Genomic DNA, 26,327 nt, shown 5'->3' on the forward strand with positions numbered 1-26,327 from the left:
TGAGGGGAGGGCTCAAGACTTGGGAGGCTGCCGATGCGACGGATCTTGACCGCTTTTGCCATCCTGTTTTTGGGGTCGCCGATGCCGAGCATGGCTCAGGCCATCACCAACGTGAACGAATGCACGTTCATCACCGATCCGATCGCGCTCCGACGCTGCATCGACGGGTTTCAGCTTCGCGGCCCCGCGGCGCAGTACCCGCAATCCGCCCCCATCCCGCCCGTCGAGAGCCCTGCTCAGGCTGAGCGCGACCAGCTCAACAGCAAGACGCCGCCGGCCGCGAATTACAAGGATTCGCCCGAGTGGCTTGGCAGTGCTGACAAGGCGCCGAATCGATTCCCGCTGAAACGCGGGGTGATCGATCTCAACAAATAGAACATCGTCCACAAAAGTGACCTCCGGCTTGCGGAGAAAGACGATGCAAAAACAATGAAGTAGTGCATCCCGACGAAGCGGTCGCCGGTCCGCCGAGTGTGCGGGACGTTCGCCCCAGCATCGATGTGTGGAAGACGGCCGTACCGCGCGCCCATGCCGGCGATGTCGCGCACTGGATCACTTCGGCTTCGCCTCGCGATGACGGCGTCGGGCGAAAACCAAAGTAATAAATTGGAAACGGAATCAGGCCCTCTCGCCGCCGAGCACCAATCGCAGCGAGCGGGCGAGTTCGTCGCGGCGGTAGGGTTTGTTGAGCACGGCAAGCTCGCCCTGACCGATGACCTGTCCTTCGTCGAGATTCGCCACGTAGCCCGACGTCAGCAGGATCTTGATGTCGGGCCGCACGCGCCGCGCCTCGACCGCGAGTTGCGAGCCGTTCATCCCACCCGGCATGACGACATCCGAGAACAGAATGTCGATGCGCTCGACGCCGTGCAGATACGCCAGAGCCTCGCTGGCGTTGCGGGTGACGATGACCCGGTAGCTCAGCTCTTCCAGGCTCTCGACCGCCATGCCGAGCACCTGCTCGTCGTCCTCGACCAGCAGCACCGTTTCGCCCTCGCCGGCGCGACGCAGCGGGATGGCACCGACCGGGCCGGTCCCGACTTCCTCGCCGGCCGGGTCGGTCGAGCGCGGAAAGAACAGGCTGACCGTCGTGCCCCGGCCCATCTCGGACTCGATCTGCGCGAAGCCCTTGGCGCTGCGGGTGAAGCCGTAGACCTGGCTGAGCCCGAGTCCGGTACCCTTGCCGACCTCCTTGGTGGTGAAGAACGGCTCGAACACGCGCTGGAGCTTGTCGGCCGGGATGCCGCTGCCGGTGTCTGTCACGGAAATCACGACGTAAGGGCCCGGCGGAACGTCCTTGTCGGCGACCGCCGCCGTACCGAGGCGGACGTTGCGGCTCGTGACCGCGATGCGCGCCGGTCCGTCCTGACCCTCCAGGGCATCGCGCGCGTTGACGATCAGGTTCAGCACCGCCGCCTCGAACTGGGCCGGATCGATGCGGATCGGGTCCAGCGCCGGATCGAGATCGAAGGTCAGCGTCACGGCACCGGTGGCCGCGCGTTCGGCGAGCGGCCGGAAATCCAGCAGCAGCCGGTTCGGGTTCAACGTCTGCGGCCGCAGCATCTGGCGGCGGGAGAAGGCGAGGAGCTGCTGGGTCAACTGCTCGCCGCGCCGCGCCGCGCCCATGGCCGCCTCGGCCAAGCGCTTGACGCGGTCGGTCTGCTCCGGGCGGCGCAGCATCATGTCGAGGCCGCCGACGATCACGGTCAAAAGGTTGTTGAAGTCGTGCGCCACGCCGCCGGTGAGCTGGCCGATGGCCTCCATCTTCTGCGCCTGCCGCAGGGCTTCCTCGGTGATGTGCTGATCGGTGCGATCCATGAGGATGCCGGCGACGCGCACCGCCCGACCGACCTCGTCGCGCTTGACCTGCCCGCGCATGGCGATCCAGCGCACCGCCCCGTCCGTGCGCCGAATGCGGCATTCGAGATCGAGCCGGCCGCTCTCGACGATGCCGGCGAAAGCCTCCTCGGCGATGCTCCGGTCCTCGTCGAGCACGTGATTCAGAAACGTCTCGCGGTCCCAGTCCCGTCCCGTGCCCTCGTAGCCGAACACGGCATCGAAGCGCGGCGAGCGGCGATGGATCCCGGTCGCAACGTCGATGTCCCACGAACTCATCCCGGCCGCGTCGAGGGCGAAGGCCAGGGTTTCGTGGGCCGCCGCGACCTCGCGGGTCCGCTCGGCCACGCGCCGCTCCAGCTCCTCGTTCGCCAGTCTGAGCTGGTGCTGGGCCCGCTCCCGTTCGAGGAGATGCTCCCGTGCCTGATATTGGCGCCGCCGCGCACGCAGGGACGAGACGACGGCGCTGGTCAGCGTCTCGGCGTTGATCGGGCGCTCCAACAAGACCACGTTGCCGAGCTGCCTCAACAGTTCGGCCGCGCGCCGGGTTCGCGGCCCGGCCTGACGCGTGGCCAGCACGACGAGCGGAAAGTCCGACCACGGTGCCTGCGCATCGAGCCAGCGCGACAGGTCGGCGATGTCACCCTCTGCCAAGGCCTCCTCGGTCACGACCGCGGTGCCCGCGCCCGAACGCAGGCATCCCACCCACTCCGCCACGTCGAGGCAGACGAGGTTGTCGATGCCCGAGCGGTCCAGCACCTGCTCGATGACGGCGGCATCCCGCCCGCGCGGAGCCAGGATGAGGGCCCGCTCCTCCGTGGGGTTCCTCACGCCTTTTTCCCCGGTGCCTCGGGATCCTGCAGCATTCCCACCTGGCCACGATAGGCCGGCAGACCCGTGAGCACACCCTCGAAGTCGGTCAGAGCCTCACCGACACGCAGCCCTTCGGTCGAGAGCCGCAACTCGCGGATTGTGCGCTCGTGCGCATTCACGCGGCTCTTTACCACCGAGAGGGCGGTTCGGATCTCGGCTCTCGCTTCGAAGAAGCGGAACAGAACGATGCAGTCGCTGAGGTAGCTCAAATCGATGTCGTTGCGGACCTCCCCGATGACGCCGTGCTGACCGAGCACGAGGAGCGTCGTCACGCCCTTCTGGTTCAGGTAGCTCAGAAGTTCGTGCATCTGCAGGACGAGGTACTCCTCGCCCGGCATCGCGTGCAGATACGCGTTGAGGCTGTCGATGGCGACGAAGGTCGATTCGTGCTCCTCGACGGCCTGTCGCACGATGGAGGCGAATTCCCCCGGTGACAGCTCCGCCGGGTCGATCTGCGTGAGGGTGAGGCGCCCGGCCTCGACATGCGGCCTCAGGTCCATGCCGAGCAGGGCGGCCCGGGTGATCAGGGTGCCGAGTCCCTCGTCGAAAAGGTAGTAGGTCGCCGTCTCGCCACGTTCGAGCGCGGCCAGCATGCAGCGCACCGCCGTCGTCGTCTTGCCCACGCCGGACGGGCCGAGCAGCAGTGTGTTGGTGCCGGGCACGAGGCCGCCGCCGAGGAGCAGGTCCAACTCGGCCGAGCCGGTCGGCCGAGTCGTCGCGTCGAAGGCTGCGTGGTGGTCGGCCGCGACGAGGCGCGGGAAGACTGCGATGCTGCCGGTCTCCACGACGAAGTCGTGATAGCCGCCCCGGAACTTGATGCCGCGCATCTTGACGATGCGCAGGCGCCGACGCTCGGAGCCGAATTCGCGCGGGGTCTGTTCGAGGGAGATCACGCCGTGCGCGATGCTGTGGAGCTGAAGGTCGCCGGCCTCGGAGGTGCGGTCGTCCAGCATCAGCACGGTGCAGGACCGCTTGGAGAAGAACTGCTTCAGGGCCAGGATCTGCCGGCGGTAGCGCAGGGGGTTCTGGGCGAGCAGGCGCAGCTCCGACAGGCTGTCGAACACCACGCGCTCGGGCTTCACGCTCTCGACGCGGGCGATGACCTCCCGGACGGTCTCGCCGAGTTCGATCTCGGAGGGATGCAGAATAGACTGCTCGCTGTCGGGATCGAGGCCCATCTCGTTGACCAATTCGTAGAGGTCGATCCCGTCGAGAGACCAGCCATGGCTCGCCGCCGCAGCGCGGAGTTCGTCCGCGGTCTCCGACAGCGTCACGTACAGGCTTCGCTCGCCTCGCGCCGCGCCTTCGAGGAGGAACTGCAGCGCCAGTGTCGTCTTTCCGGTGCCGGGAGTGCCTTCAAGCAGATAGAGCCGGTCCGGCGTCAGGCCGCCGCCGAGTATCTCGTTCAAGCCGGGGATACCGGTCGAAATTCTGATATCGGAACCCGGCCGACCACTCATTACTGTTCTCGCCTCGCTCATCGGATTCGACGAAGGTCCATACCGTGGCACGGCTCTCGCCAAGGGTTGTGTAGACGTCGCGACGGCTAGCGTCTGCACTGGCGATAACACACGGACGCGGCGGTTGGCCTCATCCCCGTGCGGGACGAATTGGCTTGTCGAAGGCCTCCGCCGATCCGGTCCGTTCCGACCGGGGCCGCGGGGCGATCGCCTTGCAGAGGGCTTTCGAGACCTGATCGGCGGAATAGGGCTTCTGCACCAGCTCGAAACCGTGCGCACCTTCCTGAGCCAGCACATGGCTGTATCCCGAGGTCAGGATCACCGGGAGGTCCGGGTGGGTGCGGCGCAGCCGCTTGGCCAACTCGATTCCGCCCATGCCCGGCATCACCACATCGGAAAACACCGCTTCGAACGCTGCGGGCTCCGACACCAGCGCGCTCAAGGCCTCCTCGGCATTGGCAGCCCACCGCGTCTCGAAGCCCAGATCCTGCAGAATCTGAGTCGCGAACCGCCCGACCTCGACATTGTCCTCGACCACCAAGATCCGCTGACCGGCGCCGATCGGCGGCTCGTCGCCTTGCCTCCCAGGTACCTCTGCTTCCTGTACGGCCTCCGTCTCGGGCAGAAAGAGCGTGAACGTCGTGCCGTCGCCGACGACGCTCTCGACCGAGACGTCGCCGCCGGACTGCTTGGCGAAGCCGAAGACCTGGCTGAGGCCGAGACCGGTCCCGCGCCCGACCTCCTTGGTCGTGAAGAAGGGCTCGAAGATGCGGCCGATCCGCTCGGCGGTGATGCCCGACCCCGTATCGGACAGGGAAATCGCCGCGAAGGGGCCCGGAGCACCGGCATGCCCGCGGATCGGCGGCATCGACACGGAGCAGGTTAGCCGCAGCGTCAGGGTGCCCTCCCCCTCCATGGCGTCGCGGGCGTTGACCGCCATGTTGATGAGTGCGGTCTCGAACTGGCTGAGATCCGCGCGGACGTAACAGGCCGTGTCCAATCCCTCCGTCACGACCCGTATGCGGGCGCCCGTCACGGTATCGAGCATGTCGGCAACCGCGTGCAGCCGCGCGCCCACATCGAACACTTCAGGCTTGAGCGTCTGGCGGCGGGCGAAGGCCAGGAGCTGCCCCGTGAGCTTGGCAGCCCGGTCGACCGTCTCGGAGACGGCGTCGAGATAGCGCACCTTGCGGACCTCCGGCAGTTCCGGGCGGCGCAGGAAGTCGACCGAGGAGCGGATGATCGTCAGGAGGTTATTGAAGTCGTGCGCCACGCCGCCGGTGAGCTGGCCCACGGCTTCCAGTTTCTGCGATTGGCGAAGCGCCTCTTCGGCAAAGCGCTGCTCGGTGATGTCCCGGCCGAATCCGAAGAGGAGGTCGTCACCCGGCACGACGGTCCATGAGACGTGGCGCGGGCCGTTCTCCTTCGTGAGGAGCATGAGTTCGATGTCGCCGGACGCGGGCGTCGCGGCCCGCCGCATCAGGTCGGAGGCAGCCTGCTCCCGTCCGTCGGGCGCAACGAAGTCGAGCACGTTGCGCCCGATGGTCTCCTCTTCCGACCAGCCGAGCGAGCGCGTCCAGGACGGGTTGACCGAGCGGATCTCGCCGTCGTGCCGCGCCACGAATTTGAGGACCGGCGACAGGTTCCAGATCCGATCCCGTGCCTTCTCCTGTTCGGCAACCTGCGCTTCGAGCTGCTGAGCCCGCAGGGCGAGCAGTTCCTCGGTCTGCTTGCGATCGGTGATGTCCTGCACGAACACGTAGATGCCGACGACCTCGCCGGTCTGGCTCCGGTTCGGGATGTAGCGGATCGCCGCGTCGCGCGGCCGTCCGTCCGGGTGCGGCCAAGACCGCTCGAACTGGACGTCCGCACCGGCCATGGCCTGTTCGATGAGCGGGCGGCGGGCCTCGAACTCGGCTGTCCCGAGGAGTTCCTCGATCGTGCGACCCACGACATGCTCGGGCCTTCGGCCGATCCATGCCTCGTAGGCAGCATTGGCGAAGCGATAGGTGAAGGTGCGGTCGATGAACGCGATCAGCGCCGGCATCGCGTCCGCGATCAGGCGGAGTTCCGCCTCGCGGGCCGCGAGATCGGCTTCCACCCGTTTTCGGTCCGTGATGTCGATGACGAACTCGAAGCCGCGGCCATCCTCCAGCAACGTGGCACCGAACATGGCCCAGAACCGGGAGCCGTCCTTACGAAAATACTGTTTCTCATAAGGGGTCGTGCGTCCGGTGGCCTTCAGATCTTTGAAAGCGCGCCAGGATACGTCGAGCCATTCCGGCGGTGTCAGCACCTGCCAACTGAGGCGCCCGGCGTTGAGATCCTCGCGGCTGTAGCCGCACATCGCCAGGAAGGCGTCGTTGGCATCGAGAAGCTGGCCGTCCAAGTCGAAGTAGATGCCGCCCACTGTCGCGATGGTGAGCGCTTCCCGCAAACGGGCCCGGCTGGCCGCCAGGGTGGCGGCCGGCAAGGCGTGCGGATCGATGTCGGGGCCGCGGTTCTGCTCCTCGAGCGCTTCTCGCAGACGGGCGTTCTCGGCTTCCAGCGCAGCCACCCGCTGCCGCAGTTCGTCGGCCTCAGCGTCGGTCACGCTACGAGATCCCTGCTTGCGCAACGAATGGGTGCGGGCACCCCGACGAATCCGCCCGCGATTGGCGTACAGCGTCGCATGAGCGCTTTCATGCCGCTTGCCGGATGGGAGTCGGCTGGATGATCAAGGAGACCGCTCGAACGAATATAGGATAAAAATCTGAGAGAACCGATCGGTGGCATGCACCTTCGTCACACGGTCGCAACGAAGATGTCAATCGAAAATAAACATTCCAAGTCAAGATCTTAGATCGAATGCGATTGAGGACTATTCGAATTTTAGCGTTTGATACTCGCATTTCTTCGATAAACGCTGAGCAATCGTAGCAACGAGCTGCAAAATACAACCGAACCGTTGTAGCTGGCAGCAGCGGAAGCGGTTGGTGCCCTCCCAGCACGTTTGCCGGTTCACTCTAATCCCGTAGGAGGACGATCGGCCGCGCGATACAGACCCTTTTGCGCGCGTTGACGCTGCGGACCGCGCGAGTGGCGCGGCGTTCGGGTCGAAGGTCCCTTTGATGCGTATGAACGGCACGTATGGTCCTGAGGAACGTGCGATTGTGCTCGAGCGGCAGCGCACGCTCAAGATGGCACAGTCGGCCCACGCCTACGTTCGCGGCAACACCTTGAAATTCTACGAGTGGCTCGACGGTCTTTCGCGCGGCACCCTGCCGGAGGGTCCGCCGGTCTGGATCTGCGGTGACTGCCATCTCGGCAATCTCGGCCCCCTCGCCGACGCCGACGGTCGCGTCGATATTCAGATCCGCGACCTCGACCAGACGGTGATCGGAAACCCGACGCACGATCTCGTTCGCCTCGGGCTGTCGCTCGCGAGCGCCGCCCGCGGCTCGGATCTTCCTGGCGTCGTCACGGCCCGGATGCTGGAGGAGATGATCGCGGGCTACGCGGTGGGCCTGCACGCGGACGAGGATGACAGCCACCCGCCCGAGCCGGATGTGGTGCGCTCGGTGCGACGCCGGGCGCTCGGCCGGCACTGGAAGCACCTCGCCCGGGAGCGTCTGAAGCGCGTGGAGCCGGCCATTCCGCTGGGGCGCAAGTTCTGGGCTCTCGATGCGGGCGAGCGCCGGGCGCTCGACGAGTTGTTTCAGGAAGAGGCGGTACGCCACCTCGTGCTGGCGCTGAACGGGCGAAGCGAGGGCGCCGAAGCCCGCCTGATCGACGCGGCCTATTGGATGAAGGGCTGCAGCTCGCTCGGCTTCCTGCGCTACGCCGTCCTCGTCGGCATCACCGAGCCGAATGAAAAGCGACGCCTCGCGCTGGTGGACCTGAAGGAAGCGGTCGAGACCGCCGCCCCGCCCGCGCCCGGTGCGCAGATGCCACCCGACCCGGCCGAGCGGGTGGTGACCGGGGCGCGGGCGCTGTCACCGAATCTCGGGGAGCGCATGCTGCCGGTTCATCTGCTCGGAAAGCCGGTCGTGATGCGCGAACTCGCGCCGCAGGATCTGAAGCTCGATGTCGATCAGTTCGGCCGCGAGGAGGCGGTGCGCGCCGCGCATTACCTCGCCTACGTGGTCGGCAAAGCGCATGGTCGTCAGATGGAGGCCGGAGCGCGGTCGGCTTGGCGCGCCGAGGTCACGAAGAAGGGCGCCACGGATGAGGGGGCGCCGTCCTGGCTCTGGTCCAGCGTGGTCGAACTCGCTGGCCGCCACGAGGTCGGCTACCTTCAGCACTGCCTTCGCTACGCCGGCCGGCAAGCCGCCTGAGACCCGAGTGCGCCCCTCAGGACCGGCGGCCCGTATGGCGTCCGCCGAGGACCAGGGCTGCCGTGGCCGCCAGTCCGGCCGCCAGTCCGGCGGTGGCGAGCGGGTGCAGGGTCGCGCGGGTGTAGGCGCTTGTGCGCATGACGTAGACCGGCGGGTCGCCCCGCTCCCGACCGGCGCCCTCGGGCCTGTGAAGCGCGCCCTCCGGGTTGCGCGGCGGCTCCGACCGTTTCTGCAGGGCGATGATCGCCGGGGCGAGTTCGTCGTAGGCTCCCGGCGCGAATTCCTTGCCCATGACGAAGAGCTTGCCGCCGCCGCCCACGATGATGTCCCGCTGCGGGTGAACGGCGGCGTGCAGGATCGCGTTGGCGACTTCCTGCGGCGGATAGATCGGCGGGGGCAGCGTCGGCTCGCGATCCATGTAGTTGCGCGCCCGGTTCGGGAGCGGCGTGTCAATCGAGGCGGGTTTCACCAGCGTCACCGAGACCGGAGCGCCCTCCGCCCGCAATTCCATCCGCAGCGTGTCGGTGAAGCCTTTCACTGCGTGTTTCGAGGCGGCGTAGAGCCCCTGGAACGGGAAGGCGAGATCGGAGGCGATGCTGCCGACATTGATGATGGCGCCGCCGCGCTCGCGTAAGTGCTCCGCGGCGATGAGCGAACCGTAGACCGTGCCCCAGAAATTGGTGCGGATCAGCCGCTCGTGATCCTCGGCCGCAATCTCGCGCAGTGGCCCGTAGACGGTGAGGCCGGCCACGTTCACCCAGGTGTCGAAGCCGCCGAAGGTGGCAAGCGCATGGTCGGCGATCGCCTGGACATCCTCGCGCCGGCCGACATCCGCGACGACGTGGGTGGCGCGCGGCCCGAGTTCGGCGGCGACCTCGGCCAGGATCGCCCCGCTTCGAGCCGCGAGGACGACACGGGCGCCGCGTTGCGCGGCCATGCGAGCGGTCGCGAGACCGATTCCGCTGGATGCTCCGGTAATGACGATGACCTGCTCGCGCAGCGGCTTGTGTCCCATCCCGGCTCGCTCCTGTCCTGTCGCTTCGATGCGATCGCGAGGGGGGTACGCGCGACGGGCCCAACTGTTTCGGCCCGCGCGCAAACCGCGCAGGCTGATCGGTGGGCTTAGTCGCTCGCGTGTTCGGCGACGTAGCGGCCCAGCGCACTCGCCGCGTTGAGCATGTGGGCGCGCATGCGCCGCGCCGCGGCGTCGCCGTCGCCCTCGGCGATCGCCTGGAGGATCTCTCCGTGCTCGGCGCGGGAGCGCAGGATGCGTTCGCCCTGCCGCAACTGCGTCCGGCGAAAGGCCGACAGGCGCGAACGGATCGACAAGGCCTGTTCGGCCATGAAGCCGTTATGGGTCGCGCGGTAGAGCGCCTCGTGGAAGGCGCGGTTGAGGGCGTCGTAGGTGTCGTAATCCTGCGCCGCCACCGGCTCGGCCGATTGTTCGTGCAGGTCCATCAGCGCACTGAGTTCAAGTGGCGTCATCCGGTAGGTCGCGAGGCGTACGCAGAGCGCCTCGAACTCGGCGGTCGTCTCGAACATCTCCATGATTCGCTCGGGCGTCATGCGGGTGACGACGACGCCGCGCCGCGGCCGCATCTCGACCAGGCCGCTTGAGGCGAGTTGGCGCAGGGCCTCGCGGACAGGCGTGCGCGAGGCGCCGAAGCGGTCGGCGAGATCCTGCTCGTCCAGCGCGATGCCTGCCGCGAGAACGCCGGAGGCGATCTCGTCCGTCAAGGCGTTGCGGATCTGGTCGGAAAGCAGGCCACGCCCCTCGGCCATGCCGTCCATCGCGCCGCCCTCGCCCATCCGCATCATCCTATCAGCGCCCGCACGACGCCGAATGGCGGCGACCGGCCGACGAGGCAGCCGATGCCGGTGCGGGCGGTCGCGGTCAATGCGCCATCAGCCAAGTGGGTCCGTCTGGCACGACAGCTCCGTGCAGGCATCTGCATGCAGCGGCTTTCCGATTTTGAAATCGCGTATCTCAATGCTGATATCGCTGCTGTTGTCGTATGCAAGAAATTGACTATCGCGTAAATATGCATACGAAAGTCGGGTCTGAACGCGCCGGGGCATACGCTGCCGGTCTTCGGATCCGCGGGCGTATGCCGCCTGAGGCCATCACAGGAAGGGGTCCGGATGAGCGGTTGGCGTCGGCAGCGGGAAGCCCGCGATGCGCGGATCGAGGCGGGCCGGGCTCATGCCGCGGGCAAGACTGTAGCGGCCGCCAACGTGGTCGACCTGCTGGAGGCGATCATTCGCCCCGGCGACCGGGTCTGCCTGGAAGGCGACAACCAGAAGCAGGCCGATTGCCTCGCACGCGCCCTCAGCCAGTGCGACCCGGCCCGCGTGCACGACCTGCACATGGTCCAGTCCGGCATCGTGCTCCCCGAACATCTCGACATCTTCGAGCAGGGAATCGCGCGGCGGCTCGACTATTCCTATTCGGGCCCACAGGGCGGGCGCATCGCCCGCATGCTCTACGGAGGGCAAATCGAGCTCGGGGCAGTCCACACCTACCTCGAACTCTTCGCCCGATACTTCGTCGATCTCACCCCAATCGTGGCGCTGATCGCCGGCGTCTCGGCCGACCGGGACGGCAACCTCTATACCGGGCCGAACACCGAGGACACGCCGACCGTGGTGGAGGCGACCGCCTTCAAGAACGGGGTCGTGGTGGCGCAGGTCAACGAGATTGTCGAGCGGGTGCCCCGCGTCGACATCCCCGGCGACCGGATCGACTTCGTGGTCGAGGCCGACCGGCCGTTCTACGTCGAGCCGCTGTTCACCCGCGATCCGGCGGCGATAACCGAGACGCAGATCCTGATGGCGATGATGGCGATCAAGGGGATCTACGCCGAGTACGGCATCCGCCGGCTCAACCACGGTATCGGCTTCGGCACGGCGGCGATCGAGTTGCTTCTGCCGACCTATGCCGAACGCCTCGGGTTGAAGGGTCAGATCGCCACCCATTGGGCGCTCAACCCGCACCCGACCCTGATCCCGGCAATCGAATCGGGCTGGGTGAAACAGGTTCACTGCTTCGGCTCGGAAGTCGGCATGGACCGCTACATCCGCGAGCGCTCCGACATCTTCTTCACTGGCGCCGACGGTTCGCTCCGCTCCAACCGCGCCTTCTGCCAGACGGCGGGGCTCTACGCCTGCGACCTGTTCATCGGCTCGACCCTGCAGATCGATCTCGCCGGACATTCCTCGACGGTGACGCAGAACCGGGTCGCCGGGTTCGGCGGGGCGCCCAATATGGGTTCGGACCCGCACGGGCGGCGCCACCCCTCCGACACCTGGATGAAGGCGGGCCGCGAGGCGCAAGCTGCGGGCGATCCCGCCCTGATGCGCGGGCGCAAGCTCGTGGTTCAGATCGTCGAGACCTTCGGAGAAGGGCTGGTGCCGGCTTTCGTCGAGCAGCTCGACGCGCTCGAACTCGCGAAGAAGATCGGCCTCGAACTGGCTCCGGTGATGGTCTACGCCGACGACGTCACCCACATCGTCACCGAGGAAGGCATCGCCAACCTCCTCCTGTGCCGCACTGCGGACGAGCGCGAGCAGGCGATCCGAGGGGTCGCCGGCTACACTGAGATCGGCCGCGGGCGCGACCGGGCCATGGTCGAGCGGCTGCGTCAGCGCGGCATCGTGCGCCGCCCGGAGGATCTCGGCATCGAACCCCTCGACGCCGATCGCTCCTTGCTCGCGGCGCGATCGATCAAGGATCTCGTGCACTGGTCGGGCGGGCTTTACGAGCCGCCGGCCAAGTTCCGGAACTGGTGAGGCCGCGATGGAAAAGCTCAGCTTCCGACACACGACGCAGAAAGCTTTGTCCGGCGCGAAGGCGCAGGCCATCACCGGCGTCGTCGCCTCCGGCAACCTCGAAGTGCTCCTGGAGCGCGCGCTCGCTCCGACCGAATGCACGGTCGAGATCGAGACGCCGATCCGAGGCTACGGCGAAGTCTGGGCGGCGGTGGTCGCCGACTTCGTTGCCCGCGCCCAGCCCGGGGGCCTGCGCATCACGGTCAACGACGGGGGCGCCCGCCCCGACACCGTGTCCCTGCGCCTGCTCCAGGGCGCCCGGCTGATGGAGGTCTGACGATGAGCGAACGGATCATCGACACCGCTACCAAGGGCTGGGCCACGAGCTGGTACGAGGCCAGCGCCCGCGCACGTCTCGACGGCCTCCTCGATGCCGGCAGTTTTCGCGAGGTCATCGGCCCCGAGCAGCGCCGGACGAGCCCGCACCTGCCACTGTTCGATCTGCCGCGCGCCTTCGACGACGGCATGATCGTCGGCTCGGGCCATCTCGATGGCCAAGCCGTCCTCGTCGCCGCACAGGAGGGCCGCTTCATGGGCGGCGCCTTCGGCGAGGTCCATGGCGCCAAGCTCGTCGGCCTGCTGCGCGCTGCCCTGACGCTGAAGCCCGCCGCTGTGCTGATCCTGTTCGACACCGGCGGCGTGCGTTTGCAGGAGGCAAATGCCGGCGAGACGGCCATCGCGGAGGTAATGCGAGCGATCACGCAGGTCCGCGCGGCCGGGGTGCCGGTCATCGGCCTGATCGGCGGCCGGGCCGGCGCCTATGGCGGCGGCGGACTGATTGCCGGCACCTGCTCGCGGCTCGTCGTGTCCGAGAGTGGGCGCATCTCCGTCTCGGGGCCGGAGGTGATTGAGACCAACAAGGGCGCTGAGGAATTCGATTCCCGCGACCGTGCCCTGGTCTGGCGCACCATGGGCGGCAAGCACCGCCGCCTCACCGGCGGCGCCGACGCCTATGCCGACGACACGGTGGAAGCCTTCCGGCGGGCGGCGCTCCACGCGATCGGCCGCGCCCCGGCCTTCGACTTCGCCACGCTGGAGGCCGAGCAGACGCGGTTGGAGGAGCGCCTCGCCCGTTTCGGCGATTGCCGCGATGCGACCGAGATCTGGGCACGCCTCGGCGTCAACGATCCAGGAGCGGTGCCGGCGCTGACCACGGCCGATTTCGAGGCCCTTCTCGCCCATCTCGGGGAGACGACCCATGACGCTCGCTGAGATCCTGGCCTCGCTGTTTCCCGAAGGCCATTCCGTCGCGATCGAGGACGGGCTCGTGAGCGGCGAGGGTCCGTTCCGGGGCGGCCGGCTCGCGGTGATCGGCATCGACGGCGACACCGCGCTCGGGGTCGATGGCGCCTGTCGACTCGCGGGTGATGTCCTCGACGTGGTGCGCCGGGGCGGCGGCACGCCGATCCTCGTCGCGATCGATTCCGACAGCCAGCGCATGAGCCGGCGCGACGAACTGCTCGGCCTCAACGAGTACCTCGCCCACCTCGCCAAGACGCTGCTGCTCGCCGATGCGAACGGCCATCCGACCGTCGGGCTGATCTACGGCCACTCGGCGGCGGGCGCCTTCATCGCCACCGCGCTCGCGACCCGCGTGCTCGTCGGTTTGCCGGGGGCGAATCCCAGCGTGATGGACCTGCCCTCCGTCGCGCGCGTGACGAAGCTGCCCCTCGACCGGCTGGAAGCGATGGCCAAGGACACGCCGGTCTTCGCGCCGGGCCTCGACAACATGGTGCGCACGGGCGCCGTGCAGGCGGTGCTCGACCCCGACCGGCCCCTGGCGGATCAGATCGCCGCCGTGATCGATGCCATGCCCGCCGAGGACGTTCGCGACCGGCTCGGGCGGGAGCGCGGCGGGCGCCCCTTGGCGGAAGAGATCGCCGCGCAGGTGGTCCGGGATACGACCTTTGGCTGAAGCCTACCGGCGCCACGATCTGCTCGACGTCGAGCCGCGTGCCTGGGCTGCGGTCATCGCAGAGCGAGCCGACCTTGCGGGTGTGCCGCATGTGGCGGGTTGGGTGGCGGACGGGCGGCCGGTCATTCTGCGCCGCTCGCATCCCGGCGAAGACACCGGCCTCGTCCCAGTCGGCCTCCCGCTGCCGCCGCGGGATGGAAAGCGCCGCATCGGTCTCACCCTCCCCCCAGGCGCGGTGCGCTCGCGCCCACCGATGCGCCTCGCCGAGGCACGGAGCGCCTGCCCGCCCGCCTGGGCCGCGACGCTGGAGGCGGTCATCGCTCTCGGTGAGCGCCACGGTCTCGCGCCGCGCCCCTTCGGCAGCCTGCTCTGGCAGAGCCTGACCGGCCTGCCCTACCTCTCGGAGCACTCGGACCTCGATCTGCTCTGGCCGATCGACGATTCGGTACCGCCCGCCCTCCTCGACGGTCTCGCGGAAATCGAGGCGCAGGCGCCGATGCGCCTCGACGGCGAGATCCTGCTTCCCGATGGGGGCGGCGTGAACTGGCGCGAGCTATCCGACGCCGCGCCGGGCGACGCCGTTCTGGTCAAGCACCGCGATCGCCTCGCCCAGCGCGAGGCCGCTGACATTCTGGCGGGCGGTGCGGCATGAGCCAGCTTTCGGCGCGCCGGCCTTCCCCGAGCGAGGAGATCGACCGGTCCTCGCCAGCCGACCTGATCGCGCGGGCGGCTACTCAGGCTCTCCGTCTCGAACTCGAAACCTATCCGAAGCCGGGCCTCGTTAGCCCCATCGATTCCGGCAGTCACGCCGACATGGACGCGGAGACGTTCCGGGCGAGCACCCTGGCGATCGCGCCGTTCTTCCGGGACCTCGCGCTCGCAGGGGCAGCGGGTGCGCCGATGCCGATCCTGCGCCGCATCGGCCTCCACGCGGAGGCGGCGATGCGGGCGGCCACGGGCGGAGTGAACACCCATCGCGGTGCGATCTTCGGGCTCGGCCTCCTCTGCGCCGCGGCCGGTGCCGTGCCGCGCCCGGCCGCGGGAGCGCTCGGCGCCCTGGTGCGAGACCGCTACGGTGCGGCGATCCTCGACGGCCCGGTCCTGCTCCACGCGCCCGGCGCGCGGGTGCGCCGACGCCACGGCGTCGGCGGCGCGCCGGCCGAGGCCGCCGCCGGCTTTCCCAGCCTCTATCGGGTCGGCCTTCCGGCGCTCCGGCGCGGCCGGCAGTTCCATTCCGGCGACGGCGAAGCCGCGCGGGTGGAGGCCTGCTTCGCCCTGATCGCGCATCTCGAGGACACGAACCTGTTGCACCGGGGCGGCCCCGAAGGCTTCGCCTTTGCGCGGGCCGAGGCCGCGCGGTTCATTGCCGAGGGCGGCGTGGTGCGGGCAGGCTGGCGCTCGCATGCGCAGGCGCTGCACCGCGCCTTCGTCGCCCGCAATCTCAGCCCCGGCGGCGCGGCCGACCTTCTGGCCATGACGCTGTTCGTGGATGCCGTCGAGGCGCAACCATGACGCTCGCGATCCTTCTCTCCGGCCAGGGCGGCCAGCATCCGGGCATGTTCGACCTCACCGCCGACTGGCCCGCCGCAGCCCCCGTGTTCGTGGCGGCAGAGCGCGTCCTCGGGCAGGATCCACGGGACTTCGTCCGCGCGCCGGGCGCGGACCTTCACGGCAACCGCATCGGGCAGATCCTCTGCTGTGTCGCGGCGCTGGCGGGCTGGACCATCGTGGAGGCGGCGGGCCCGGCCCGCGCGATCGTTGCCGGATACAGCATCGGCGACCTCGCAGCCTGGGGCTGCGCCGGCCGCTTCGACGCGGAGTCTGTCCTGCGCCTGGCCGCCGCCCGCGCCGAGGCAATGGATGCGGCCAGCGGCGAGGGCTTTGCGCTGGCCGGTCTTCGCGGGCTGCGCCTTGCCGAGATCGAGACGATCGCCGAACGCCAGGACTGCCACCTCGCCATCCGCAACGCCGCCGACAGCGCCGTCATCGGCGGTCCGCGCGTGGCGCTCGACGCGGTGTGTTCGGCCGCCCTCGCGGCCGGGGCGCAACGGGCCGTGGTGCTGCCGGTGCGCACGCCCTCGCACACGCCGCTACTGCGCGCGGCGAGCGCTCGCTTCGAGGCGACGCTCGCCGCCGAGCGGCTGCGATGTCCGCCGCCGGGTGCGCCGCGCCTGATCAGCGGCCTCGACGGCGCCCCCGTTTTTGATGGTCAGGCCAGTTTGTCGAAGCTGGCACGACAGATCTCGGAGACGATCGATTGGGCCGCCTGTCTCGTGGCCTGCCGGGAATACGGCTGCAACACCGTACTCGAACTCGGCCCCGGCCACGCGCTCGCGACCATGGCCCGCGAGGCGATCCCGGAGGCCCGCATCCACGCCCTCGAAGAATTTCGATCCGCCTCCGGAGCTCTAGGCTGGATAAACGGTCGCTGACGATTGCCGCGGCTCACGCCTTCGCGGGCGGCAACCGCACGGCGACTTCGTTCCGTCGCAGGAAGGGGATGGAGAAGGGCGGATCGTAACCCATGAAGAAGGGCGGCTCCGCCGGCTTTCGTCCTGCTTTGTCCAGAACCTCGGCGAGGATGCGGGCTTGGGCCTCGCGCGCCTCGGCGGTGGCACTGCCGGAGAAGCGCAGGACCGCAAGCCGTTCGGGCGGGATTCGTGCCAGCCGGACGCCGGGCTCGGTCGGTTCGGGCGCTCCGGTCTCGGCCACCGTCCGAGGCAGGTAGAACCGCATCGTGCCGCCCGCGCCCTGTTCGACCGGAACGGTCATCGCGATCAGCCGGCCTCTGGTCTCGACTGGTGCGGTCATCGCGATGCGCGCCCCACCCGCATTCGCCCCGGTGATGTATCGGAACAAACGCCCGAACGCCTCGCCGTCCTGCTGGCCTCGGGCGTCGGTCTCCACCGCCACCCGGCCGTCATAGGCGCGGATCTCCACCCCGCGGTCGAGCCGCTCGACCACAGCGTAGCGGGGCTCCTCGTAGGTCGCGCGGATGCCGACGACCGACAGGGCGGATTCGAGGACGGTCACGAGATAGTAGAGGAATTTGTCCATCGCGAGCGGGGGGGGCGGAGAGCAGGGTCCACCAACAATGGCCGTTGGCCGGAAGCCGTTCCGCCACCGGCCGGCTCCTCCTCGTTCGGCCACCTGCGTGGCGGTGCTCCCTTGACCGATCTCGCCGCGGTGAGCAGCCGACAGACGCTCCCCTTACTTCTTCGGCTCGGAGCCGAGATAGACATATTCCGGGGCGGCGCGAAGTTGGTCCTTGTCAGTCTCGATCACCGCATCGAGGGTCCCGCCGTCCTTGCGCGACAGCTTCAGGGTCTCGGGTGCCACGGCGACGTATTTGGCGTTCAGGCCGAGGAAACCGCCGACGCTGACGACGTAGGACTTCACCGCGCGCCGGTCGTCGAAGACCACGTCGGCGACAGAGCCGATGGTCTGGTTCGCGCCGTTGCGGATGCTCAGGCCGATGAGCTTCGACGCGACCACGTCCTCGGGCGCCTGGGCCACGAACTTTGCCCGAAGGTCGTCGTTCAGCGTCGCCGGCTGCGCGGCGACGGGCGTGGGCTCCTGGGCCAGAGCGGGTCCGCTCGTCAGGAGCAGAAGGGCACACGCGATCGGGCGGAACGTCATCGGGTCGGGGTCTCCAGTGGAAAAGGCGAAAGAGATCGGAAGAGATGGGCGAACCGGGCGGATCGCGCCCGGTCCGGGACGGTCAGACTGGCAAGCGCCCGTCTGGCGAGTACCGATCGACCGCGGAAGGAAGTTCGCGTGAAAGCCGCGACAGCAGCGCGGCGCGGCTCAGGCCGGTCTGCTGCGTGAGGTGGTCAAGCGTCTCGGCCCCGATCGCGCGCTCCAAATCCGCCTCGGCGAGTTCACGGTTCGGTCCCTGCCGGACCCAGGATTGCGCGGCCTCGCCATGGCCGCCCTTGGTGAAATGCTCGACGAGTTCGTTCAGCCCGGAGGCGATCAGGCCGCCGACGCCGGCCGAGCCGATGCCGCCGAACAGCCCCGCGAGATTGTCAAGCGCACCGGAGCCGCCCTGGTTCGAAGCGGAAGTCTGGACGGGCGGGACCGGCGGATGCCCTGTCCGGTCCTGATGGCCCTTCAGCAGCTCTGCGATTTTGTCCCGGTTCTGGTAGCCGGCAATGGCCAGCAAGCCCAGCAGGGCCGTCATCGACGGATAACCTTTGCTCATGGCGTGTTCGCTCCGTTTCGTGAGGTCGCCGGTTCGGCTCAGCGCCGATGACGGGGCGGAGCCGCTGTGCGGCCGGTGAGCCGGCGGCTGACGAAGGCGATGACCCTCGGCAGCACGAGGGCGGTGAGAAGCTTTCGGATCATGGCGATGCTCCGGGTCTGAATCGTTCAGCGCGTGGGACGCGCGAGCCAGCCGAGCGCGAAGGCGGTGGCCACGAGGCCGAGCAGGGTGGAGGTGCGGTGGGTCTCGGCGTAGCGCGCGGCGCGGCGACCGTATTCTCGGCCGTGGCGCCGGGCGTCGCCGATGACATGACGGCCGTCCTCGATCCAGTGGTCGGCCCGCTCGCGGGCAGCGTGCGCGATGTGACGTCCGTCGCGGGCGAGATCCTCCGCGCGGTCGCGGGCGCTGCCGTAGGCGTATTGTGCGCCCCCGGCGATCTGATTGACGGCCCCGCGCACTTGGCGGACGGGGTCACCCGTGACGCCGCCGAGGGTGGTCTGGGCGCGGCCCTTGATGTGACGGGACGCGCCGCGGAACTGATCGCGGTTCATGGTGCTCTCCTTTCGTCGAAATGGGAGTCGGGCGAACGGGGCCGGGAAGGCCGGCCCCGCGGTACGGGGAGCAGTGTTGGTGTCAGTGCTTGCCGGTGACCTTGTCGGCGAGGTTCTTGGCGCCGTCCTTGACGTCGCCGACCGTCTTCTGCGCCTCGCCCTTGAGCTCCTGCGCCTTGCCCTCGGCAACGAGCTTGTCGTTACCGGTCACATTGCCGACGCCCTGCTTGATGTTGCCGACCGCCTCGTTGGCGAGGCCCTTGATCTTATCGGTGGTGCTGCTCATCGGATGGACTCCTGTCTGGGTTGGTCATTACCGGCAAAGCCGGTCGGGACGGCCCCCGCCGTGACGACGGGAGCCGAAGGGGGAAGCGGTCAGGCGCGGCGCGCGTCGTAGGCACTGAGAGCAGAGACGGGGGCCGGGGCGCCGAGGCGGCCGCCGAAGAAGGCGGCGAGCGCACCGAGGACCAGCGCCAGGGCGGCGTAGAAGGCGCCTTGCGTGGCCGCGGACTTGGCACTGACGGCAGCGGCCTCAGCCTTCTGCTTGGCCGTCGCCACGGCCTGCTCGTACTGCTTCTGGTACTCGTCGATCTGCGTCTTGGCCTGATCGGGGGAAATGCCCTGCGCCTTGGCGAGCGCATCGGCCGCGCGGCTCTTGGCCTGCTCCTTCTGCGCGGCATCGCCGGTCAGCATAGCCCGGACCGCGGCGACCGCCGCATCACGCGCCGCCTGCGGGTCCTGACCGGCAGACTGTTCGCGGACCTTCTGCTCGATCCCGTCGAGCGGGTTGGAGATCTTGGACAGGGACGGCGCCGCCGCCTGGGCGGCCGTCTGCACCGTTCCGCCGACGAGGTTGCCCGCGCCGCCGAGCGCGCCCGAGACGGTGCTCAGCGTCCCGCCGACGAGCCCGCTCGCCGCCGAGGTCAGCAGATACAGAACCACGAGCGTGGTGACTGCCCAAGAGACGAGTCCGTGCAGGGCCGCGGCGCCCGGCAGCGACTTGCCGGAGAGGCGACCCGCGACGAGGCCGCCGGCCAGAGAGGCGACGACGCCCGAGGCCACGAACCACAAACCCGCGCCGAGCGAGAAGGTCGAGGCGGCCGGGTTGTCGGCGGCATTGGTGCCGATTGCGGCCAGACCGACCCCCACGCCGACGAGGTTCAGGACGACCTGCGTCACGATGGCGATGACGGCGCCGGCGAGGATGGCACCCCAGGACACCTCGCTGAGAAGGACGGCCCGCGTGTCGGCGGCTGCGACGGCGGAAGGGTTTGTGATCGTGGTCACGCGTGTACTCCGATGGTCGTGGAAGTCGGGATGCGAGAGGGTCAGAGCTTGCTGACGAGCAGGCCGAGGCCGAAGCCGATGGCGCCCGCCACGAGGAGCGAGGCGACGGGTGCGTCGGACACGTATTCGCCGACCTCGCGCGAGCTTCCGCGCAGGTAGCGGCGCCCCTGCTCGTAGGCGTCCTCGGCAACCTCGTAGGCATCGTCGGCGGCGTGTCGGACGGCGTCCTTGGCTTGGCCGTAGAGATTCTCGGCGCTGCCCTGGGCTTCGCGGAAGCGGCCTTCGACCGCGTCGCTGCGCGAGCCGGTCAGGTCGCCGACCGCGCCCTGCACCTTGCCGCCGATCTCCTTGGCGGCACCCGTGATTCTGTCCGTATCGACCATGACGATCTCCTGTTCGGTGTTCGTGGTGAGTGGCGGCGCCCTGGGACGGCGCCGGTGAGTTCCGGTTCAGTCGCGGGGCGAGACCGGTGGGGGCGGTCGCGTCCGGCGCTTCTCCGTTCGGCCCTCGGCCTCGAGCCGGGCATCCCCGGTGAGTTTGCCGATGGCCTCCTTCAGCGAGCCCCTGGCGTGCTCGGCGGAGGTCGTCTTCGCGCGCTCGTTCACCTGCATCTCTCAGTGTCCGGAAAGTCTCAGGCCCACTTCAGATGTTCGGTCGATTGCGCAATTCAATAGTACGAAAATACCAGTAAGACGGTTTTTAAGTACTGGGTGATGGGAGCGGAAAGCCGTTCTCGCGTCCCCAGATCACCGCTTCCGCGCGCTTGTGGACGCCGAGCTTGCGGTAGAGGGTGGCACCGTGGTTGCGCACGGTGTTGCGCGAGAGGTTGAGGCGTTTGGCGATGGCGTCGTCGGCAAGCCCCGTGCAGATCAGGTTCAGGATCTGGCGCTCGCGCACCGTCAGTGTCGGGCTTGCACCATTGCCATCCTGCGGCCCGGGCTGGCGCAGATTGGCCAGCTTCTCGATCAGCCCGCGGCTGAACCAAGAGGTATCGGCCATGACCGCCTCGATGGCCTCGAACAATTCCCGCTCGCCGCGCTTGCGCTCGGTGATGTCCTGAAGGACCACGAGCGCGAACGTCGCCTCCCCGATCTCGATGCGCTCGCCGGAGGCAAGGCAGTCGAGCTCCGTTCCGTCCTCATGGCGCAGGCAGACCTCCTGCCCCGCGACGAAGCCGGTCCGCCTCACCATGTCCTCGAATCGCTCGCGGGTCGCATCCGCCACCCACAGCCCAATTTCGCCGAACGAGCGCCCGACGACGCCGTCCTCGCCGTGGCCGAAGACCCGCGTGAACGCCTCGTTGATGGCGGTCACCGTGAAGGTATCGAGGCGCGACAGCAGGGTCGGCACGGGCGTCAGACGGAAGGCTTTGGCGAAGCGCTCCTCGCTCTGCCGCAGGGCCGTCTCGGCCTTCCGGCGCAGCTCGAGATCGGCGAAAGTGAAGAGCATGCAGGGCTCGTCGCCCATTTCGATGGGCTGGCCGGCGACGATGACGAAGCGGCTGTCGCCGTCCGGCAGCGTGAGGCAGGCCTCCATCTGCGGGATGGTGGCGCCCTCGTTCAGACGGTTGATCGCCAGTTCGCGGTTGCGCGCGCCGGCCAGGACATCGACCTCGTAGACGCTGCGGCCGATGACGGCATCGCGGGTGTGGCCGGTCATCTCGAGGAAGCCGGCATTGACCTTGACGTGGCGCAGATCCGACAGCCGGGTGATGATCGCGGGTGCCGGGTTCGCGTTGAACGTGGCCTCGAAGCGCTTCTCGGCCTCGAACTGGTCCGAGACGTCCTTCAGGATCAGGGCAAGGCAGCTTGGACGACCCTCGCGATCCGTGGCGACGAGACTGCGCAGGGAGTGGACGAAGTCGAGTTCCGGCTGATCGGCACGCCGGACCTCGACGACGACGTCGTGGAACTGCTCGCCGGCCACGACGCGCTCGATCGGATAATGCTCCGGTGTCCGGTTGTTGCGGTAGCGCAGGGCGAAGCGATCGCGGTAGGCGTCAACATCGCCGCCGAGCTCGTCGATGCGGGCGACCCCATGCATCGCCAGGGCGGCGTCGTTGGCATAGGCGATGGTCTGATCGGGCTCGACCAGGATCACGCCTTCGCTCAGGCCGGCGATGATCTGCCTGAGCTCATGCCTGTCGATCTCCGCCGTCACGCGCCCGCCGCTCCGTCGCACTTGTAACTGCCAAGGCGGCAGCGGTGCACAAACGAGTTGCGCACAAAACGGTTCCGGTCGGCTCCTGGTATCGCGAGATCACGTTTCTGATACTGGCGGACCGTAAGGCACGGCGAGATGGGCGCGTCGCATCAAACGGGGAAGCTCTCGACGATGAACCATCGTGCAATCGTTGAAGCCTTTGAGCGCGCCGGCTTGGAGTTCATTCCGGCAAACGGCGGCGGCGCTGGCGTCCGCTTTCGGGATCCGGTCGTGAGCGCTGCGGCCGAGGGCTGAGACAGGGATACGCAACGCCTTCAGTCAGGCACGCTCGAAAGTGGGAAGCCGGCCAAGGCCGCCCGCGCCTACCTGTTCATTGGGCCGAGCACGCGCATCAGCCCGGTGGTCAGTGCGCCGGGGGAGCGGCCGCACGCACGGTCGGAGATCACCATCGAACCGATCACGACGTTCGCGCGTGAGACGCCAATGGAGGTGATGCGGGCGCTGTGTGTGGAGCGGGGCTCGCCGTAACGTGCCTCACCAGTGCGCTTCAGTCCTGCCGGCTTTGCTCCGACCTGGTCTGACTCAGCGCGAAGAGCGCACCGAACGCGCCGCCCGCCGATCCGAGAACGCCTGCTAGCGCGACGGCAACGGGAGGAATTCGCGCAAGCTGCTGCGGCCACAGCAGCCAAAGAGTGCCGAGGGCGACGAGCCCACAGCATACGCCACTCAGCAGTGCGATGACGACGCGACGTTTGACGAGAGGTTTGCTCATCCGTTGCATCTAGGGCGCGCTGGGGTTTGTTCGCGTTCTGAGCGCCGTCGTCGCCGACCGGCCGGACATTGCTCGGCGATTGAGCGGGCCCGCTCCTACATGGGGAAGCGATGGCGGACGGGTGAGACTCGGCTCGGCGGACCGGCGCCGAGGAGCAGGACGCCCGGTGTCGAGCGGTGGAAAACGCGGCCATCGGCGGAGAGCCGCCCGGACCGTGTTGTCGGCCAGGGCGCGGCGCGGTGCGGGCGTGCTGCTCCAACGGGCGCGGATCTTGCTGAGGCGCGACCGACCGGTGCGAGCAAGGCTCGCACGGGCGGGTCAGACACCACGTCGGACCGGAAGCACCCGCAGATCCGGACGGGATCACTCGTCGAACCCCGGCATCTTCCGGCCGCCACAAGGAAACCGGTATGGCTTACCTCGCGCCCTCCGAATTCGTGACCAAGATGGTCGATGCCGGAGAATCCAAGATCTTCATGGCGACCCGCGACACCGTGATCCGCGCCTACATGGCGGGCGCGATCCTGGCGCTCGCTGCGGTCTTCGCCGTCACCATCACCCAGCAGACCGGGATCCCGATCCTCGGCGCCGCCCTGTTTCCGGTCGGCTTCTGCATGCTCTACCTGCTGGGCTTCGACCTTCTGACCGGCGTCTTCGTGCTGGCCCCGCTGGCGCTCCTCGATAGACGCCCGGGCGTGACCTGGAGCGGGGTGCTGCGCAACTGGGGCCTCGTCTTCCTCGGCAATTTCTTGGGGGCGCTCACGGTGGCCTTCATGATGGCCTTCGTCTTCACCTTCGGCTTCACCGCACCGGCCGACAAGGTCGGCGAGTTCATCGCCCATGTCGGCGAGCGCCGCACCCTCGGCTATGCGGCTCACGGTGCCGGCGGCTGGTTCACGATCTTCATGCGCGGCATGCTGTGCAACTGGATGGTCTCGACCGGCGTCGTCGGCGCGATGATCTCGACGACGGTGAGCGGCAAGGTCATCGCCATGTGGATGCCCATCATGGTGTTCTTCTACATGACCTTCGAGCACTCGGTGGTGAACATGTTCCTCTTCCCCTTCGGCCTGATGATGGGCGGCAACTTCTCGATCGGGGATTACTTCTTCTGGAACGAGATCCCGACTGTGCTGGGCAACCTCGTCGGCGGCCTCGCCTTCACGGGGCTCACCCTCTACACCACCCACGTCCGCACCGCGCCGAAGCGCACGGCCGTGCAGGGCGAGGCGCGCCGCCTCGCTGCCTGATCCGTGCTTGACCGGACGGGGACCCGCACCGCAAGGGCACGGGTCCCCATCCCTCAAGTCCTCCCCGATGCCGAACGACCTCAGGCTCACGCTCGGCCAGCACAGCGCGGCGGGTCGCAAGCCCCACAACCAGGATTTTTACGGGGCGCTCATCCCCCCGCAGCCGGCTCTTGAGCTCAAGGGCGCGGCCATCGCCATCGCGGACGGGATCGGCAGCAGCGCGGTCAGCCACGTCGCCAGCGAGACTGCGGTCAAGAGCTTCCTTTCCGACTACTATGACACCCCCGACACGTGGTCGGTGAAGAGCGCGGCGCAGCGCGTGATCGCGGCGTCCAATTCCTGGCTCCACGCCGAGACGCGCCGCAGCCGGCACGAGCCCGACCGCGGCTACGTCACCACCTTCAGCGCCCTCGTCCTCAAGGGCCGCACCGCCCACCTCTTCCACGTCGGCGACGGGCGGATCTGTCGGGTTGCGGGCCGCTCCTTGGAGCAGCTGACCGAGGATCACCGCCTCGTCCTGTCGGCGGAAGAATCCTATCTCGGCCGGGCACTCGGCGCGGGCGGACGCGTGGAGATCGACCATGCCAGCGTGCGGACCGAGCCCGGCGACGTCTTCGTCCTGACCACCGACGGCGTCCACGAGCACGTCGATCCGGAGACGATTGCCGGCCTGATCGCGCGCCATGCTGCCGATCTGGACATGGCTGCCCGCGAAATCGTCAGACATGCCTACGAAGCCGGCAGCACCGACAACCTCACCGCGCAGATCGTGCGCATTGAGGCAGCACCTGAGGACGGGCCGGCCGATCTGGCGGGTCGCGTCGCGGATCTGGCGCCCGCGCCCCTGCTCGATCCACCGGCCGATTTCGACGGCTACCGGGTGCTGCGCACGCTCCACGCGAGCCATCGCAGCCACGTCTATCTCGCGCTCGATTCCGAGACTGGTGCGACCGTTGCCCTCAAGGTGCCCTCGACGGAAGCGCGCGACGACCCCGCGCAGCTGCGCCGGCTCGTCATGGAGGAGTGGATCGCCCGGCGCATCGACAGCCCCCACGTGTTGAAGGCCCAGCCGCAGGCGCGGCGGCGCAGCCACCTCTACACGGCGATGGAGTATGTCGAGGGACGCACGCTGGCGCAGTGGATGCGCGACAATCCCGTGCCGGACCTCGAGACCGTGCGCGGCCTCGTCGAGCAGATCGCGCGGGGCCTGCAGACCTTTCACCGGCGCGAGATGGTGCATCAGGACCTGCGGCCGCAGAACGTCCTGATCGATGCTGCCGGCACCGTGCGGATCATCGATTTCGGCGCGACGCGCGTGGCGGGCGTGGCCGAGCTCGCCCCCGAGGAGCCGGTGCTCGGCACCCAGCAATACAGCGCGCCCGAATACCTCGCCGGCCATCCCGGAACGCCCGCAGCGGACGTGTTCTCCCTCGGGATCATCGCCTACCAGATGCTGACCGGGCAGCTACCCTACGGCGCGGCGGCCGCGCGGGCATTGACCGAGGCACGGGCGCGGCGCCTGCGCTACATCCCGCTCTCGGCCGTGCGGCCGGGCCTGCCGGTCTGGGTCGACGGCGCCCTGCGCAAGGCCGTTCATCCGAACCCAGCGATGCGCTACGAGGCGCTCTCGGCCTTCGCCTACGACCTGCGCCACCCGAACCCTTCGCTCGCCGGGGTACGCCGGGCGGCTCTGCTGGAGCGCAATCCGCTCCTGTTCTGGAAGCTCGTCTCGCTGGGGCTCGCGCTCGCACTCCTCGCCCTGCTGGCGACGTGGCCGCGCATCTGAACGCGACCGAGGCCTCAGATTTCGAAAGGACGAGTCCTTTCGCGGGTCCAGAGCAGAGCCCCGGATAGAAGAAAGCCGGGGCACTG

26 protein-coding genes are annotated in these 26,327 nt (G+C 68.5%); 12 read left to right on the top strand and 14 right to left on the bottom strand.

Translation table 11 applies throughout. From position 1 onward, the window contains the following. Window positions 1-45: 45 nt before the first annotated feature. Window positions 46-375 (top strand): hypothetical protein, encoded by a 330-nt coding sequence (locus LPC10_RS00135; RefSeq protein WP_231344970.1) that lies wholly within the window; start codon window positions 46-48, stop codon window positions 373-375. 243 nt (window positions 376-618) lie between these two features. Here LPC10_RS00135 and LPC10_RS00140 read toward each other — a convergent pair whose 3' ends face one another. The 3 genes from LPC10_RS00140 to LPC10_RS00150 all read right to left on the bottom strand — a co-directional run bounded on the left by LPC10_RS00140 (window position 619) and on the right by LPC10_RS00150 (window position 6,762). Then, window positions 619-2,667 (bottom strand): ATP-binding protein, encoded by a 2,049-nt coding sequence (locus LPC10_RS00140; protein ID WP_231344971.1) that lies wholly within the window; start codon window positions 2,665-2,667, stop codon window positions 619-621. Then, complete coding sequence (locus LPC10_RS00145; protein WP_231344972.1) at window positions 2,664-4,190, bottom strand: ATPase domain-containing protein; 1,527 nt, start codon at window positions 4,188-4,190, stop codon at window positions 2,664-2,666. The genes LPC10_RS00140 and LPC10_RS00145 overlap by 4 nt, the downstream gene beginning before the upstream one ends. 109 nt (window positions 4,191-4,299) lie before the next feature. Continuing rightward, window positions 4,300-6,762 carry a PAS domain-containing sensor histidine kinase gene (locus tag LPC10_RS00150; protein ID WP_231344973.1) on the bottom strand — a complete coding sequence of 821 codons (2,463 nt, stop codon included), beginning with the start codon at window positions 6,760-6,762 and terminating at the stop codon, window positions 4,300-4,302. Window positions 6,763-7,279: 517 nt separating this feature from the next. Between LPC10_RS00150 and LPC10_RS00155 the strand changes: the two genes are divergently transcribed. Beyond that, window positions 7,280-8,485, top strand: a complete 1,206-nt coding sequence (locus LPC10_RS00155) for a DUF2252 family protein (protein WP_231344974.1) — start codon at window positions 7,280-7,282, stop codon at window positions 8,483-8,485. Window positions 8,486-8,501: 16 nt separating this feature from the next. On the opposite strand, the gene LPC10_RS00160 is transcribed toward LPC10_RS00155, so the two are convergent. Both LPC10_RS00160 and LPC10_RS00165 read right to left on the bottom strand, forming a co-directional pair. Next, entirely contained in the window at window positions 8,502-9,500 is a 999-nt protein-coding gene (locus LPC10_RS00160) for an SDR family oxidoreductase (protein WP_231344976.1), read from the bottom strand. A 107-nt stretch (window positions 9,501-9,607) separates the two neighbouring features. Next, window positions 9,608-10,294 (bottom strand): GntR family transcriptional regulator, encoded by a 687-nt coding sequence (locus LPC10_RS00165; RefSeq protein ID WP_108938273.1) that lies wholly within the window; start codon window positions 10,292-10,294, stop codon window positions 9,608-9,610. Window positions 10,295-10,357: 63 nt separating this feature from the next. Here LPC10_RS00165 and LPC10_RS00170 point away from each other — a divergent pair, with 63 nt between their 5' ends. The 8 genes from LPC10_RS00170 to LPC10_RS00205 all read left to right on the top strand — a co-directional run bounded on the left by LPC10_RS00170 (window position 10,358) and on the right by LPC10_RS00205 (window position 16,660). Further along, window positions 10,358-10,525 carry a hypothetical protein gene (locus tag LPC10_RS00170; protein ID WP_231344979.1) on the top strand — a complete coding sequence of 56 codons (168 nt, stop codon included), beginning with the start codon at window positions 10,358-10,360 and terminating at the stop codon, window positions 10,523-10,525. Between the two features lie 102 nt (window positions 10,526-10,627). Further along, window positions 10,628-12,274 (top strand): malonate decarboxylase subunit alpha, encoded by a 1,647-nt coding sequence (mdcA, locus tag LPC10_RS00175; RefSeq protein WP_231344981.1) that lies wholly within the window; start codon window positions 10,628-10,630, stop codon window positions 12,272-12,274. A 7-nt stretch (window positions 12,275-12,281) separates the two neighbouring features. Continuing rightward, a complete protein-coding gene (mdcC, locus tag LPC10_RS00180) occupies window positions 12,282-12,590 on the top strand; it encodes a malonate decarboxylase acyl carrier protein (protein WP_231344983.1) in 309 nt (102 codons plus the stop codon). Window positions 12,591-12,592: 2 nt separating this feature from the next. Beyond that, window positions 12,593-13,525, top strand: coding sequence for a biotin-independent malonate decarboxylase subunit beta (locus LPC10_RS00185; RefSeq protein WP_231344984.1), 933 nt, complete (start codon window positions 12,593-12,595; stop codon window positions 13,523-13,525). Then, entirely contained in the window at window positions 13,512-14,228 is a 717-nt protein-coding gene (gene mdcE, locus LPC10_RS00190; RefSeq protein ID WP_231344985.1) for a biotin-independent malonate decarboxylase subunit gamma, read from the top strand. Before LPC10_RS00185 ends, mdcE begins: the two co-directional genes overlap by 14 nt. Next, window positions 14,221-14,880 (top strand): malonate decarboxylase holo-[acyl-carrier-protein] synthase, encoded by a 660-nt coding sequence (mdcG, locus tag LPC10_RS00195; protein ID WP_231344986.1) that lies wholly within the window; start codon window positions 14,221-14,223, stop codon window positions 14,878-14,880. The genes mdcE and mdcG overlap by 8 nt, the downstream gene beginning before the upstream one ends. Then, window positions 14,877-15,740 (top strand): triphosphoribosyl-dephospho-CoA synthase MdcB, encoded by an 864-nt coding sequence (gene mdcB, locus LPC10_RS00200; RefSeq protein WP_231344987.1) that lies wholly within the window; start codon window positions 14,877-14,879, stop codon window positions 15,738-15,740. The genes mdcG and mdcB overlap by 4 nt, the downstream gene beginning before the upstream one ends. Continuing rightward, entirely contained in the window at window positions 15,737-16,660 is a 924-nt protein-coding gene (locus LPC10_RS00205; RefSeq protein ID WP_231344988.1) for an acyltransferase domain-containing protein, read from the top strand. The genes mdcB and LPC10_RS00205 overlap by 4 nt, the downstream gene beginning before the upstream one ends. Window positions 16,661-16,673: 13 nt before the next feature. Here the strand turns inward: LPC10_RS00205 and LPC10_RS00210 are convergent, their stop codons facing one another. The 9 genes from LPC10_RS00210 to LPC10_RS00250 all read right to left on the bottom strand — a co-directional run bounded on the left by LPC10_RS00210 (window position 16,674) and on the right by LPC10_RS00250 (window position 22,430). Then, complete coding sequence (locus LPC10_RS00210) at window positions 16,674-17,285, bottom strand: heme-binding protein (protein ID WP_231344989.1); 612 nt, start codon at window positions 17,283-17,285, stop codon at window positions 16,674-16,676. Between the two features lie 153 nt (window positions 17,286-17,438). Continuing rightward, window positions 17,439-17,867, bottom strand: coding sequence for a PRC-barrel domain-containing protein (locus tag LPC10_RS00215; RefSeq protein WP_231344991.1), 429 nt, complete (start codon window positions 17,865-17,867; stop codon window positions 17,439-17,441). Between the two features lie 82 nt (window positions 17,868-17,949). After that, a complete protein-coding gene (locus LPC10_RS00220; protein WP_231344994.1) occupies window positions 17,950-18,432 on the bottom strand; it encodes a YidB family protein in 483 nt (160 codons plus the stop codon). Window positions 18,433-18,599: 167 nt separating this feature from the next. After that, window positions 18,600-18,983, bottom strand: a complete 384-nt coding sequence (locus LPC10_RS00225) for a CsbD family protein (protein ID WP_231344995.1) — start codon at window positions 18,981-18,983, stop codon at window positions 18,600-18,602. A gap of 82 nt (window positions 18,984-19,065) precedes the next feature. Further along, complete coding sequence (locus LPC10_RS00230; RefSeq protein WP_231344998.1) at window positions 19,066-19,269, bottom strand: CsbD family protein; 204 nt, start codon at window positions 19,267-19,269, stop codon at window positions 19,066-19,068. An 89-nt stretch (window positions 19,270-19,358) separates the two neighbouring features. After that, window positions 19,359-20,270: a PhnA-like protein gene (locus LPC10_RS00235; RefSeq protein WP_231345000.1), complete on the bottom strand. Its 912-nt coding sequence runs from the start codon at window positions 20,268-20,270 to the stop codon at window positions 19,359-19,361. Between the two features lie 41 nt (window positions 20,271-20,311). After that, window positions 20,312-20,653, bottom strand: coding sequence for a CsbD family protein (locus LPC10_RS00240; protein ID WP_231345001.1), 342 nt, complete (start codon window positions 20,651-20,653; stop codon window positions 20,312-20,314). A gap of 66 nt (window positions 20,654-20,719) precedes the next feature. Beyond that, on the bottom strand, window positions 20,720-20,875 hold the full coding sequence (locus tag LPC10_RS00245) for a CsbD family protein (RefSeq protein ID WP_231345002.1): 156 nt from the start codon (window positions 20,873-20,875) through the stop codon (window positions 20,720-20,722). A 94-nt stretch (window positions 20,876-20,969) separates the two neighbouring features. Beyond that, the gene (locus LPC10_RS00250; protein WP_231345003.1) at window positions 20,970-22,430 is read right to left on the bottom strand and encodes a helix-turn-helix transcriptional regulator; all 1,461 of its coding nucleotides are present in this window, start codon (window positions 22,428-22,430) and stop codon (window positions 20,970-20,972) included. A gap of 1,185 nt (window positions 22,431-23,615) precedes the next feature. Here LPC10_RS00250 and LPC10_RS00255 point away from each other — a divergent pair. Then, complete coding sequence (locus LPC10_RS00255; RefSeq protein ID WP_231345004.1) at window positions 23,616-24,455, top strand: formate/nitrite transporter family protein; 840 nt, start codon at window positions 23,616-23,618, stop codon at window positions 24,453-24,455. A 67-nt stretch (window positions 24,456-24,522) separates the two neighbouring features. Then, window positions 24,523-26,241: a bifunctional protein-serine/threonine kinase/phosphatase gene (locus tag LPC10_RS00260; protein WP_231345005.1), complete on the top strand. Its 1,719-nt coding sequence runs from the start codon at window positions 24,523-24,525 to the stop codon at window positions 26,239-26,241. Window positions 26,242-26,327 lie beyond the last annotated feature (86 nt).

Source organism: Methylorubrum sp. B1-46 (genome assembly GCF_021117295.1).
GTDB lineage: Bacteria > Pseudomonadota > Alphaproteobacteria > Rhizobiales > Beijerinckiaceae > Methylobacterium.

Excerpts from the sequence above, each read along its gene's own strand:
- mdcE (WP_231344985.1), top strand. The coding sequence starts at position 13,512 with ATGACGCTCGCTGAGATCCTGGCCTCGCTGTTTCCCGAAGGCCATTCC.
- LPC10_RS00225 (WP_231344995.1), bottom strand. The coding sequence starts at position 18,983 with ATGAACCGCGATCAGTTCCGCGGCGCGTCCCGTCACATCAAGGGCCGC.
- LPC10_RS00165 (WP_108938273.1), bottom strand. The coding sequence starts at position 10,294 with ATGGGCGAGGGCGGCGCGATGGACGGCATGGCCGAGGGGCGTGGCCTG.
- LPC10_RS00160 (WP_231344976.1), bottom strand. The coding sequence starts at position 9,500 with ATGGGACACAAGCCGCTGCGCGAGCAGGTCATCGTCATTACCGGAGCA.
- LPC10_RS00170 (WP_231344979.1), top strand. The coding sequence starts at position 10,358 with ATGCCGGTGCGGGCGGTCGCGGTCAATGCGCCATCAGCCAAGTGGGTC.
- mdcC (WP_231344983.1), top strand. The coding sequence starts at position 12,282 with ATGGAAAAGCTCAGCTTCCGACACACGACGCAGAAAGCTTTGTCCGGC.
- mdcA (WP_231344981.1), top strand. The coding sequence starts at position 10,628 with ATGAGCGGTTGGCGTCGGCAGCGGGAAGCCCGCGATGCGCGGATCGAG.
- LPC10_RS00185 (WP_231344984.1), top strand. The coding sequence starts at position 12,593 with ATGAGCGAACGGATCATCGACACCGCTACCAAGGGCTGGGCCACGAGC.
- LPC10_RS00155 (WP_231344974.1), top strand. The coding sequence starts at position 7,280 with ATGCGTATGAACGGCACGTATGGTCCTGAGGAACGTGCGATTGTGCTC.
- mdcB (WP_231344987.1), top strand. The coding sequence starts at position 14,877 with ATGAGCCAGCTTTCGGCGCGCCGGCCTTCCCCGAGCGAGGAGATCGAC.
- LPC10_RS00145 (WP_231344972.1), bottom strand. The coding sequence starts at position 4,190 with ATGAGCGAGGCGAGAACAGTAATGAGTGGTCGGCCGGGTTCCGATATC.
- LPC10_RS00260 (WP_231345005.1), top strand. The coding sequence starts at position 24,523 with ATGCCGAACGACCTCAGGCTCACGCTCGGCCAGCACAGCGCGGCGGGT.
- LPC10_RS00215 (WP_231344991.1), bottom strand. The coding sequence starts at position 17,867 with ATGACGTTCCGCCCGATCGCGTGTGCCCTTCTGCTCCTGACGAGCGGA.
- LPC10_RS00240 (WP_231345001.1), bottom strand. The coding sequence starts at position 20,653 with ATGGTCGATACGGACAGAATCACGGGTGCCGCCAAGGAGATCGGCGGC.
- LPC10_RS00205 (WP_231344988.1), top strand. The coding sequence starts at position 15,737 with ATGACGCTCGCGATCCTTCTCTCCGGCCAGGGCGGCCAGCATCCGGGC.
- LPC10_RS00230 (WP_231344998.1), bottom strand. The coding sequence starts at position 19,269 with ATGAGCAGCACCACCGATAAGATCAAGGGCCTCGCCAACGAGGCGGTC.
- LPC10_RS00210 (WP_231344989.1), bottom strand. The coding sequence starts at position 17,285 with ATGGACAAATTCCTCTACTATCTCGTGACCGTCCTCGAATCCGCCCTG.
- LPC10_RS00220 (WP_231344994.1), bottom strand. The coding sequence starts at position 18,432 with ATGAGCAAAGGTTATCCGTCGATGACGGCCCTGCTGGGCTTGCTGGCC.
- LPC10_RS00255 (WP_231345004.1), top strand. The coding sequence starts at position 23,616 with ATGGCTTACCTCGCGCCCTCCGAATTCGTGACCAAGATGGTCGATGCC.